We start from the raw sequence: 11,243 nt of genomic DNA on the forward strand, positions 1-11,243 counted from the left end.
GGCCCGCTGGTCAGGCAGGCCGCCCCGGAACTGCTCGCGCTGTTCGGCGTCGGGCCCGAGACCACCGGCCAGCTCCTCGCCTCGGCCGGAGACAACCCCGAACGGATACGTTCCGAAGCGGCCTTCGCGCACCTGGCCGGGGTCGCACCGACCCCCGCTTCCTCCGGTCGCACCCATCGCCACCGCCTCAACCGCGGCACCGACCAGGCGGCCGTAGAGCGGAGCCGCGCCTACTCACCCGCCCCATGCCGATCAGGCACCGGTCAGTGGCCGACCCACCGGTACACGGCGACTCCGCCACCCTCCGCCACCTGCCGATAACCCAGCGAGGGCAGGGCATCTTTGAAGCGGGTCATCTGAGCTTCCGGAAAGGGGAAGTCGCCAGGTCGAGCCAGCGTCGCCACCCAGTAGGCGGTGGGTCGAATCCAGGGCGCCGTCTGGCCTGGGGGAGTCAGATACGGGAAAAGCGACACGGTGCACCGGTCCGTCAGCTGCGGAGCCAGGCTGTTGGCGGCAGCTACCGAGGCGCCGTCCGGTATGACAGCCAACGTCCGTTTGGCAGCTTCTGCCTGGCCCCCCGGGGGCGCGAACGACGGCACCGGCAGCATTGCCACAGCGGCCACGAGCACACCAGTCGGCACCAGCCCGAGCCCGGTATCGAGCTTTCTCCGCACAGCCGGCCTGATGCGGACCGACCGACTCTGGGTGGCCACCGCGCTTATGGGCGGCACCGCCGCAGTCTCAGCGGGTCGAGTCATCCTACGCAATCCATCGATCAGCGCCAGAAAGATCACGGGCATGAGCACCGCGTTGTAGTGCTGACCCATCCCCCAGAACGTCGGATTGAGGGACCAGAACCTGGCTGCGAGTGGCAGCGCCAGCAGCAGGCACAGTGGTGAGCGCAGCGCGAGAAGCAGCGTTGGCGCCAACAGCGCGGCCAGCGTCTGCCATTTTGCCCCTGGCAGCAGCAGTCGTGTGAAGGGGTCGCCACCGGTCCACGCCCCCGTGTCCGCGTACGTGTACTTCCCTTCCGGGTTCGCGAGCGGTATAAACACCAGGATCGCCAGCGCCATGGTCAGCAGCGCGACGACGGTCAATCCCATGCCGAGTCGGCGCTTCCCGAGCGCGGCGAAAAGGTATACGCCGATTCCGATCACCAGGAGGCCCTGATCCTCCTTGACAAGCAGCAGCGGCAGTGCCCAGCCCGCCGCCGCGCGCGCCTTCCCACTCGCCAGCGCCTCGACTGCGAAGGCGGCCAACGGAACTGCGAAGGCCACCTCGTGGAAATCGAAGGCCAGTGCATCCCAAAGCCCCCAGGACAGCCCGTACGCGAGCCCAACCGCCAGTCCACCCCACCGTCCAACCGTCGACATCGCCAGCTTGGTCACGGGTAGCGCCGAGACTGCCAGTAACGCGGCTTGGGCGAGCAACAATGTTATCGCCCCGGGGAAGACTCGGTAGACGGGTGCCAGCAGTGCGAGGACCGGGCTGAAGTGGTCGCCGAGCAGGTTGTAGTCAACCCCCTTGAGCGCCACCAGCGGTCCACCCAGCCCCGCGTAGCCCCGCACCGCCTCCTCGAAGATCCCAAGGTCGAAGCCGTCGGTCTCCATCCGCAAGTGGCGCAAGACCGAGGCAGTACCGTAGCCAGCGAACAGTAAAAGCGCCAGCGCAAGGCGGAGGCAGCAGTCAGTGGATAGCCGAGTCTTCATGGTCGCCGACGCTAGCACGGCTGTTTACGGTTTCCGCAAGCTTGCCTCATTAGGCCACATGCGCGGACGGGCATGGCCTGATCAGCGGCAAAACGCCGAATTTATCACCCTGATGGTGTGCCATAAATATGGCACACCATCAAATATCGCCAGATTTCACCAGGAAAGCCTCGTCTCCCCAGCATAGAAGGCACTTTCGCGTTTCCGCTTGTGATCCGCACACCGCCGCAGAAACGCGCAGGCTAGAGCTGGCGGACTGGGTCAGACAGCTCGGTAGTAGATCAGCTCGCCAGCTTCGCTGGGTGCGGCGCCCTCGCTAGGAAGGAATAGACTGACGAGGACGGCGTTGCGGCCGTCTGGGAGCGTAAGTGAGCTGATATGCGGGTTCGCGAAGGCGACGCTGCCGCCGGTGGTAGTGATAGTGGTGGTGTCGGCGTTAAGGGTGGCGTAGTCGTAGAGGAAAACTCGCCAGGATCGGAAGTCACCCTTGGTGTACTGCCCCTCGACGACGCCATAGGAGAAGCCCTTGTAGGTGATGGTGTCCCGGTCACCTATGTTGCCGTTGACACCCCAGTACAGCATCGCATTGTCGAACGTATGCTCCGCGGTGGCGGACCAGCGAGAGAAGTCGGTGAGAGTGGCTTTCATCTCTCGGTCGACGTCGCAATTGGAATAGTAGTGGCCCCCGATGGTGATTACTGAGTGATCGATGTCCGGAAGCAGCTGGACGTCGTATATATTGGGGGTTCCCTCGGCGCACTTGGACAGTGTCCGCTGCGAGTCGAAAGAGCGAGAGGCATTGCCCGAGAGTAGGTGAGCGCGATCCGGGTAGTACCGGACTGCAATGTGATTACTCGGATCTTGCTCCCATGCCGTCATGTAGCCTCCGTTGGAGATCTGCATGATGGTCGGCTGGGAGCTACCCGGCCCGAAGTCGTGGACAAGTGTCCAGTTCAGCAGGTCTGTGGAGGTTGCGATAGCGGCATGGAAGCGGCCATCGCCCAACATGGTGTGATAGATGGCGAGGTAGACGCCAGACGAGTCCTGAATGATCTTCGCGGAGTCCATCGAGCGGCCCTCACTGTCTTTCGCCTGATAGCGAGCGCCGGTGGCGTGGGTGACGTCCTCGATGATCTCCCGCAGTTGGTGTCGTGGGGCATCCGATGGGGGCTCTGCGGAGGCAGGCGTCGGCACGAGAAGTGCAACCAGTAGTGCCAGCGCCACGGCCAGTCCGGGCTTAGTGAGCGAGCATGTGTAGCGGTGTTTCGTGCGCAGGTCCGGCCGATTCACGCAGGGCTACTTTCTGGTCGAGAGCAGAATCGAGAGGGTAGGTGTCAGGGTGGTGAACGAAGTACCCTGGGGCCAACGCGGTATCCCGCGGGCCCCAGGGTCGAGGTTGATGTGCTGTCAGGCATGACGTGATCCGATGACGGCGAGGTCTACCCGTGCAGCTGGCCCCGTCACCGACCACGAAATGACGGTGCTAGCGGCTCATGGCGGGCGATGCCCAAGCTGCCCCGGTGCTGCGGTCGTAGAGCCACACGACACAGGACCCCTGGGAGCCTACGGCGAACGTGTATGTGTACGTGTGGCCGGGGTATGCCCGGAAGGCGCCGTTGTCACCGAAGCGCTGGGATCCGCAGACCAAGTTGAAGTCCATCCAGTCCCCACCCGCCAAGTTGGGATCCGGTCCGATCTGGACACTCGCGTTGTAACCACGCGGGTCGTAAGTGTTGCACACCCCAAGGTCGTTGTTGTAGTTGCAGTTGGGCGCCGCGGAGGCTGTACCGGTGGCGGTCAGCGTCAGGCCGGCAGTCAGTGCAACGACACCGACCGTGCCGAGGATCTTCGACTTGCGGTTCATGGAATTGCCCCTCGTTGATGTTCGCTGCGAGTGGTGCATGCGCGTCCGGAAGAGGACGGACCTCATCGGGTCACACTGGGCGAGGACCAGGAACCTCCGGCAGTCCGGTCATAGAGCCACACCGAGCAGGTCCCCTGGGAGCCCACGGCGAACGTGTACGAGTAGTTGTTGCCGGCATAGGCCCGGAAGGCACTGCTGTCGCCGAAGCGCTGGGAGCCGCAGACCAGATTGAAGTCGAGGAGGTGCCCGTCGAGATTGCTGTCCTGCACAAGCCGGATGCTCGCGTCGTACCCGCGCGGGTCGTAGTCGTTGCAAACCCACACGTTTGGGTCGTTGGCATTGCAAGGGCCGGCCGACGCTGCGGCGGGTCCGCTGGCGGTAAGCGTCAGGCCGACGGCTAATGTAGCGGCACCGGTCAGGCCGACGAGTTTCGATGCAAACCTCATGAATATCCCCCTAGTGGATGTCCCCTGCGATGGGCTTGATTGCAGATGTCCACGCAGTCACGCCCGGATGGCGCCGCGTTCCGGAAGAAGCGGGTCCACTCTTGCGTATTCCAACCTGCATGGGCCATCGGAGCATGCGTTCGATGCCTCCGAGTCGGCACACTAACGTTCGCATGATGGATCGTCAATCAACTTGAAGCACTTGCGAGTTCTGAGACCGTGCTTCCTGGTGAACTCCTGAAGCCCTCCAACTAGATGAACTCCAGGTCAAGAGGCCTTTTCTGTCATGCCATCAGTGTGATGAGGATGGCACCGTTCGAGGTGGCGGTCGATCTGTGGAATAAGTGCAGAATAAGCTGGTTTCCGATCGGTTGAGTTAGATGCCTGGCCTCTCAGCTCGGCGGCTGGAATGTCCTGTTGGTCACCTGCCGCCAGTCGGCGATCAAGGAGCCCGGCCCACGCCCGGCTCGGGATCCCGTTGAATGTGGTGCGTTAGCCTGCGCGTTTCACTTGCGGCGGTGTGCGGATCACAAGCGGAAACGCGAAAGTGCCTTCTGTGCTGGGGAGATGAGGCTTTCCTAAGGCTTCCGTCAGCCCAGCCCGGGTTCGACGTAATTCGCGGGTTCTAGAGGGTCTCCGGGGTTGAACGTGCAGGTCATCGGGCTGCGGTGGGTGCTGGCGCCCGAGAATGCCTAGAGACGCGACTTTTCTGATTCTCCTGCGTTGGCCTGCTGCTTCGGCCTATCGTCTGGAGTCGTGTACGTGAAGACGACGAAGCGGGAGAACAAGTCCGGGACGGTCCGGTACCTGCACCTAGCCCACAACGAGTGGGACCCGGTGAAGGGGCGGGCGGTGCCGAAGGTGCTGTTCACCTTCGGCCGCGAGGACGACCTGGACCGCGACGCGGTCAAGCGCCTGGTCGCGTCTCTATCGAGGCTGCTGGAGCCGGGGGACGCCCTGGCCGCGACCGCCGCCTCCGACCTGGAGTTCGTCTCCTCGGTGCCGTTCGGCGGCGCCTACGTACTCGACCACCTCTGGCGCCGACTGCGGATCGATCAGATCGTGGGCCGAGTCGGGCAGCCCAAGCGGGGTCGCCGCCGGGACATGGCCGCGACCGAGCGGGTGCTGTTCGCCCTTGTCGCCAACCGCGCGCTGGCCCCGTCCTCGAAGCTCGCAGCCGCGGACTGGATCACGAACGACGTGCACATCGACGGCCTGGCCGATGCCGGCGAACAGACCTGCTACCGGGCGATGGACTGGCTGCACGAGGTCAAGGACGACCTGGAGAAGCAGGTGTTCGACGAGGTCGCGAACCTGCTGAACCTGGAGGTGGACCTGCTGTTCTTCGACACCACCAGCACCTACTTCGAGCTGGAGGAGCCCGACGAGCCGGTCGCCCGCGACGACGCCGGCCGCAGGCTGGAGGGCGACGGCCAGGCAGGCGGCGACGCGAAGCCGGTCGGGTTCCGGACCTACGGCAAGTCGAAGGACTCCCGCGACGACCTGCCGCAGATCGTCATCGGCATGGCCGTCACCCGCGACGGCATCCCGGTGCGCTGCTGGTGCTGGCCGGGCAACGCCTCCGACCAGACCCTGATCCGGCAGGTCAAGGACGAGATGCGGGACTGGACCCTCTCCAAGATCGTGTGGGTGGCCGACCGCGGATTCTCCTCCGCCGAGAACCGCCGCTACCTGCGCAAGGGCGACCACGCCTACATCATCGGCGAGAAGCTCCGCTCCGGGAGCCCCGAGGTGCAGGCCGCCCTGTCCCGGCAGGGCCGCTACCAGGACGTCGGCGAGAACATGCGCGTCAAGGAAGTGCGGATATCCGACACCGACCGGTTCGTGATCTGCCACAACCCTGAAGCGGCCGAGCGTGACCGGCACATGCGCGAACAACTCGTCGCCCAACTTGCCGACTTGATCGCCGACACCGACAAGCTCAGCGACTTCAAGCGGGGCGAACTGCGCGGCAGGATCGCCGACAAGCCCGGCCTGAACCGCTACCTTCGCGCCACCCCGGCCGGCAAGCTCCGCATCGACCAGGCGAAGATCAAGGCTGAGGAGAACCTCGACGGGAAGTACCTCCTGCGCTGCTCGGACCCCCACCTGAGCGCCGAGGACATCGCGCTCGGCTACAAGCAACTGCTGGAAGTCGAGCGCGGCTGGCGCGACATGAAGCAGATCATCGACCTGCGGCCCGTCTACCACCGACTCGAAGAACGCATCCGAGCCCACGTCGTCCTGTGCTGGCTCGCTCTCCTGCTGATCAGGATCACCGAGACCACCACCGGCGACACCTGGCCGCACATCCGACGCGAGCTCGACCGCCTCCACCTGGGCACCTTCACCGGCCCCACCGGAACGTTCCAGCAGGTCACCGCCCTGACGAAGCCTCAGCGGGACCTGCTCGCGAAGCTGCAGATCCCCGTCCCCAAGCAGGTCGTCGCGCTTCAGCCCGCAACCCGCTGACCAGCAGAAACGCGACCGCCTAGAGAAACGCCCTCCAGGCGGCCACAAGCACGTCCGCCCAGGTCAGACCCCGGATTCGCCACTCCAGGCTGCCGAATTATGTCGAACCCGGGCCCAGCATGAAGGCACTTTCTACGTGAAGGCTGCCGGGTCACGTCCCCAGTTCGTCGTTTCCACGGACGGACGCGGGGTGGTCAACCATGCCGGATCCCGCCTGCTGGCCGATTTCGCCGACGCCACCGGCCTCGCGCATGCCTTCGGCGAGGCGCTGCAGCGGCTGCTTCGGCGTGGCATCGGCCACCACTCGGGTCGGATACTGGTCAATCTGGCGGTGATGCTCGCCGATGGTGGCGAGGCGATCGCCGACCTGGCCCTGCTGCGTGACCAGCCCGAGGTTTGCGGGGCAGTTGCCTCCAGTTAGACCGCCTGACGGCTGCTGGTCGGCATCGACGTGGCCGCAATCGGCGACCTGCGCTCAGAAGCCGTTGTCGTACCGATCATGGTGAGCATCGGTTCGATTGAGGCGCCCCGGTCGGGTGATCTCCAACTGGTGCGCGCATGAAGGCAGGGCCTCCTGTTCAGTTCGAGGTTGTCGACGCCCGAACCAGCACAGGAGGCCCTGTGTCGCAGTCTTTCGCCGTCCTGCCGGTTGAGTCCAACTCGGCTGCCCGATCGTGTGATTGTCTCGCTCACCGGTTCGGGAATGCGGGTGACCGTCCGGACCGTGTGCGCCGCTACGACTCGGACATGACGGACACGGAGTGGGCCATCGTGAGGGACGCGCTGCCCGTTCCGTCGTGGCTGGAGGGGCGGGGTGGGCAGCCGGAGGGCTACTGCCACCGGCAGATGTTGGACGCTGTCCGATACCTGGTGGACAACGGGATCAAGTGGCGGGCGATGCCGGCGGACTTCCCCGCGTGGGACCGCGTTTACGCGTTCGTGCGGCGGTGGCGCGCGCGGGGCCTGCTGGCGGAGCTGCACGACCGGTTGCGGGGCCTGGTGCGCGAGGACACCGGCCGCGACCCGGAGCCGACCGCCGCGGTGATCGACGCGCAGTCCCTGCGGGCCGGGGCCACGGTGCCGACGGCCTCACGCGGGTACGACGGGGCGAAGAAGGTGCCGGGGCGCAAGCGTCACATCGTGGTCGACTGCCTCGGGCTGCTGCTGGCCGTGCTGGTCACCGCCGCCGACGTGACGGACCGGGATGGCGCGATGCCCCTGCTGGAGCGCGTGCGGGCGCGCTACCGGAAGATCGTCCTGGTCTGGGCCGACGGTGGCTACGCGGGCCGCCTGGTCATCTGGGCGGTGGAGAAGCTGCGGCTCACCCTTGAGATCGTCAAGCGGACCGACGATGTCTCCGGCTTCGTGGTGCTGCCGAGGCGTTGGGTGGTGGAGAGGACGCTGAGCTGGCTGATGCGCTCGCGGCGCCTGGTGCGCGACTACGAGACGCTGCCCGCCGTGCATGAGCAGATGGTGCTCTGGTCGATGACGATGCTCATGACGCGGCGGCTGGCCCGGCGGCGAGCGTGAACCGGCCCGGGGACGGCTCGACGGCCCAGCCCCGGTCCGTCAGCCGCTTCATCTTCGACCGGACCCCTTCCACGCTCGCCGGGGCCGGCTCCAGCCCGAGCGCGGCGGCGATCTCCTGGCACGTCATCACCGCGTTCCGGCCGGTCCCTTGCTCGGCGAGCGTGGCGAGGATGCGCTGGTAGTCGGGAGCGAGCACGTCCACGGACAGCGCGGGACGCCACACCGGGACGATCGAGCCCGCTCGAGCAGCCCTCGGCGCGGGAACCTCGGCAGGCGCGTTCGTGGCGGGCTCCGACACGGGAGGCTCACCGGCTACAGAGCCGGCTTCACCTGCCTCCGGGGGCCGCGGCACGGACAGGACCTCGCCGACGCGCTGCCTGGCGATCAACCACTCGTGCCAGGCCGTCTCCGCTTCCGCGAGCTCGGCGAGCACCCGGTCGGCCACCTCTCGAAGCTCTTCCACGCGCTCCCGCGCGGCCAGTTCCCGCTCCTCAAGAAGACCCACGACCGACGCCATCCCGATACCTCCACCAGCGAGACAACCCAACGGCCTGAGCATGCCTCGCCCATGCCGACATCATGCCTGAGCTGCGAAAACACGCCGATCAAGTTCGGTACGACAACGGCTTCTAAAACCCCATGTGCGAAGTCCGGGGCTAGCGGCTGGCAGCCTGGCGCTGCGGCTTGCGCCGCGTGCGGCCCGTGCGCAGGGCGGCAGCCACCCCGCGGCGAAGTTCACCGCGCCCTTGGACGCAGGGGGCCTGGTAGACCGTCTCGTGGACCACGTGTATCTCCGGTCGCTCGGGAAAGGTGTCCCGTATGTCGGCGTACACGTGAACGTGGCTCTGGCAAGATTTTCGTAGGCAGAGATCATCCCGGGGCAGCGGTCGGCTGGTTTGCCATTGGGCATCCTCTGGCTGTGTTCTGTTGAACTGGCCTCCCTGTTACCGCACTTGGCCAATGTGCTGGTTGTCTCGGTCGAGGTTTCCGATGCTGTCGTGGCGGTCCACGCCCGCACACGACCCGGTGGTCCAGCGGCGTGTACGGGCTGCGGGGCGTTGAGCGAGTGGGTCCACAGCCGTTACGTACGGCACCTGGCCGACGGGACGGTCGGCGGCCGGCCGGTTCGGATCGACTTGAGTGTGCGACGTCTGTACTGCGAAAACCTGGCCTGTCCGAAGGTGACCTTCGCCGAGCAGGTACCAGGACTGACGGTGCGGTACCAGCGACGGACCCCGCTGCTGCAGCACCTGGTCGAGGCGGTCGGCGTTGTGCTGGCGGGCCGGGGCGGGGCCCGGATGCTGCGCGTCCTGGGCATCGTGCTCTCGCGGTGCACCGTGCTCTCCCAGCTGATGCGGGTACCGCTGCCCGCGCCGGTGACACCCCGGGTGCTGGGGGTGGACGACTTCGCGCTGTACGGCGACACCTACGGCACACTCCTGGTCGACGCCACCACCCGTCTGCCGGTGACGCTCTGGGAAGGCCGGGACGCCGAACAGCTGAGCCGCTGGCTCCGTGAGCATCCCGGTGTTGAGATCGCCTGCCGCGACGGCTCACTCACCTACCGGCAGGGCATCGCTGCCGGCGCCCCCGACGCTGTCCAGGTCAGCGACCGCTTCCACCTGTGGCAAGGCCTGTCCCGGCGCGTTCAGGAAGTCGCCGCTGCCCACCGCAGCTGCCTGCCCGCCGCACTGCCGGCCGCTGAACCGGCCGGGTCAGAGCCCACCGACGAAGCGGCAGCGGGTCCCGTCCCGGCGGACACTGCGGCCGGCCGTCATGCCCAGCGACTGTTCGAGGCCGTGCACGCGCTCACCGGTACCGGCCGTCCCTACAGTGCCGTGGCCCGAGAGCTCGGGCTTGACCGCCGCACGGTGCGCAAGTACGCCCGGGCCCGCACCTGGCACGAGGTAATGCGCCGGGCTCCCCGACGCCCTTCCGCCCTGGACCCATACCTCGACTACCTGCAACAACGCTGGGACGAAGGCGAGCACAGCGCGAAGACCCTGCACCAGGAACTCCTCGGCAAGGGCTACCTGGGCCACTACCAGCGCGTGAAGATGGCCCTCGCACCCCTGCGGCGCGGGCTACCGCTGGACGAGCCGCGCGAACGGCCTCCGTCCCCACGCGAAGCCGCACGCTGGATCATCACCGCACCCCACCGGCACAGCCTCCAGACCGGCCAGCGCCTGCGCCGACTGCTCGATCACTGCCCGGAACTCCACCGCACCCACGACCTGGTCCGCCAGTTCGCCGCCATGCTCGACGCCCGCGACGGCACACCCCTCCCGGGCTGGCTCGACCAGCTCACTACCAGCGGACTGCCGCCTCTCGCCGGGATGGCCATTGCCCTACGCGAAGACAAGCACGCGGTCCGCCAGGGGATCACAACGCACTACAACTCCGGCGTCAACGAAGGCCGCATCACCGACGTGAAGCTACAGAAGCGCATCATGGCAGGACGTGCCGGAGTGCCGCTCCTCCGCCACCGGGTCGTACTGATCGCCCACCTCCGCCGCCGCTACACGGCCTGAAGACCGCGTCTGAGATCTCGACGCGGGCGCGGCCACGCCCCCCGAAACCCGATTGACCTGCGGTGAATGATGGAAGCGTGATTTCCAAGGAACGCGCCGTCGAGCTTGTCGAGTCCCTGCTGGCCCGAGAGCGGCTGACGTGGGTAGGACCGCTCCGCGAGCTCGCCGTCTGCGACGTGGAGGAGCATACGGTCGGCTGGCTCGTCTTCTGGAACTCGGCGGAGTACGCCCGCACCCGTGATGTTCGCGACAGCCTCGTTGGTAGCGGCCCTTACCTGGTGGACCGGCACGACGGCAGCATCCACCACGTCCCCGCTACCACGTGGATAGCCGAGAACTGGGAGGAGCTCTACCTCCAGCAGATCAAGGGCATCCGACCGCCTGACCCACTGGCCTCGTCCGTTCGCACACTGATGCACTCCGCCGGGGTCGTGGCCGCGATGAGCCACCTGCGGAAGCAGGCCCCGCGGCTGAGTCTGCGGGATGCAAGGGCATACGTCGTGGCCCTTCGAGATGGTGACGAACCCTCGGAAGAGCTGGCAAGCCTTACCCGGACAGAGGAGAGCTGCCCGCCGCTGTCGATCGAAACGCTGGCTGGTCCGGTTCAGTAGCCGTGCGACCATCCAGGCCAGTGGAACGGCAGACCGCAACGCGGTTCGAGCACCCACCGAACCAAGACGATCTCCGGCTA

Annotated in this window: 10 protein-coding genes and 2 pseudogenes; 6 read left to right on the forward strand and 6 right to left on the reverse strand. The window is 66.5% G+C overall.

Annotated elements, in window-relative coordinates; translation table 11 throughout:
• Positions 1-39: 39 nt before the first annotated feature.
• Positions 40-321: a transposase gene (locus ACSMTC_RS06480; RefSeq protein WP_436564607.1), complete on the forward strand. Its 282-nt coding sequence runs from the start codon at positions 40-42 to the stop codon at positions 319-321.
• Here the strand turns inward: ACSMTC_RS06480 and ACSMTC_RS06485 are convergent.
• The 4 genes from ACSMTC_RS06485 to ACSMTC_RS06500 form a co-directional block, all read right to left on the reverse strand.
• The gene (locus tag ACSMTC_RS06485) at positions 264-1,610 is read right to left on the reverse strand and encodes a DUF2079 domain-containing protein (protein WP_436558685.1); all 1,347 of its coding nucleotides are present in this window, start codon (positions 1,608-1,610) and stop codon (positions 264-266) included. The genes ACSMTC_RS06480 and ACSMTC_RS06485 overlap by 58 nt on opposite strands.
• Positions 1,611-1,970: 360 nt before the next feature.
• Positions 1,971-2,999: a hypothetical protein gene (locus ACSMTC_RS06490; protein WP_436558686.1), complete on the reverse strand. Its 1,029-nt coding sequence runs from the start codon at positions 2,997-2,999 to the stop codon at positions 1,971-1,973.
• Positions 3,000-3,192: 193 nt separating this feature from the next.
• Positions 3,193-3,573, reverse strand: coding sequence for a hypothetical protein (locus tag ACSMTC_RS06495; RefSeq protein WP_436558687.1), 381 nt, complete (start codon positions 3,571-3,573; stop codon positions 3,193-3,195).
• Positions 3,574-3,635: 62 nt separating this feature from the next.
• A complete protein-coding gene (locus ACSMTC_RS06500; RefSeq protein ID WP_436558688.1) occupies positions 3,636-3,896 on the reverse strand; it encodes a hypothetical protein in 261 nt (86 codons plus the stop codon).
• Between the two features lie 879 nt (positions 3,897-4,775).
• Here ACSMTC_RS06500 and ACSMTC_RS06505 point away from each other — a divergent pair.
• The 3 genes and pseudogenes from ACSMTC_RS06505 to ACSMTC_RS06515 all read left to right on the forward strand — a co-directional run bounded on the left by ACSMTC_RS06505 (position 4,776) and on the right by ACSMTC_RS06515 (position 8,021).
• The gene (locus tag ACSMTC_RS06505) at positions 4,776-6,491 is read left to right on the forward strand and encodes an IS1634 family transposase (protein ID WP_436558689.1); all 1,716 of its coding nucleotides are present in this window, start codon (positions 4,776-4,778) and stop codon (positions 6,489-6,491) included.
• 136 nt (positions 6,492-6,627) lie between these two features.
• Positions 6,628-6,906, forward strand: a pseudogene (locus tag ACSMTC_RS06510) (IS1380 family transposase); the annotation flags it as partial.
• A gap of 332 nt (positions 6,907-7,238) precedes the next feature.
• Positions 7,239-8,021 (forward strand): IS5 family transposase, encoded by a 783-nt coding sequence (locus ACSMTC_RS06515; protein WP_436558690.1) that lies wholly within the window; start codon positions 7,239-7,241, stop codon positions 8,019-8,021.
• Here ACSMTC_RS06515 and ACSMTC_RS06520 read toward each other — a convergent pair.
• Positions 7,987-8,538, reverse strand: a complete 552-nt coding sequence (locus tag ACSMTC_RS06520; protein WP_436558691.1) for a winged helix-turn-helix domain-containing protein — start codon at positions 8,536-8,538, stop codon at positions 7,987-7,989. The two genes, ACSMTC_RS06515 and ACSMTC_RS06520, sit on opposite strands and share 35 nt — an antisense overlap.
• A gap of 142 nt (positions 8,539-8,680) precedes the next feature.
• Positions 8,681-8,842, reverse strand: a pseudogene (locus ACSMTC_RS06525) (IS30 family transposase); the annotation flags it as partial.
• 141 nt (positions 8,843-8,983) lie between these two features.
• Between ACSMTC_RS06525 and ACSMTC_RS06530 the strand changes: the two are divergent.
• Both ACSMTC_RS06530 and ACSMTC_RS06535 read left to right on the forward strand, forming a co-directional pair.
• Positions 8,984-10,552 carry an ISL3 family transposase gene (locus ACSMTC_RS06530; RefSeq protein ID WP_436564608.1) on the forward strand — a complete coding sequence of 523 codons (1,569 nt, stop codon included), beginning with the start codon at positions 8,984-8,986 and terminating at the stop codon, positions 10,550-10,552.
• Between the two features lie 77 nt (positions 10,553-10,629).
• Positions 10,630-11,163 carry a YrhB domain-containing protein gene (locus ACSMTC_RS06535; RefSeq protein WP_436557573.1) on the forward strand — a complete coding sequence of 178 codons (534 nt, stop codon included), beginning with the start codon at positions 10,630-10,632 and terminating at the stop codon, positions 11,161-11,163.
• Positions 11,164-11,243: the final 80 nt, after the last annotated feature.

It is taken from the genome of Kitasatospora sp. HPM-01-4 (assembly GCF_051374625.1).
GTDB lineage: Bacteria > Actinomycetota > Actinomycetes > Streptomycetales > Streptomycetaceae > Kitasatospora.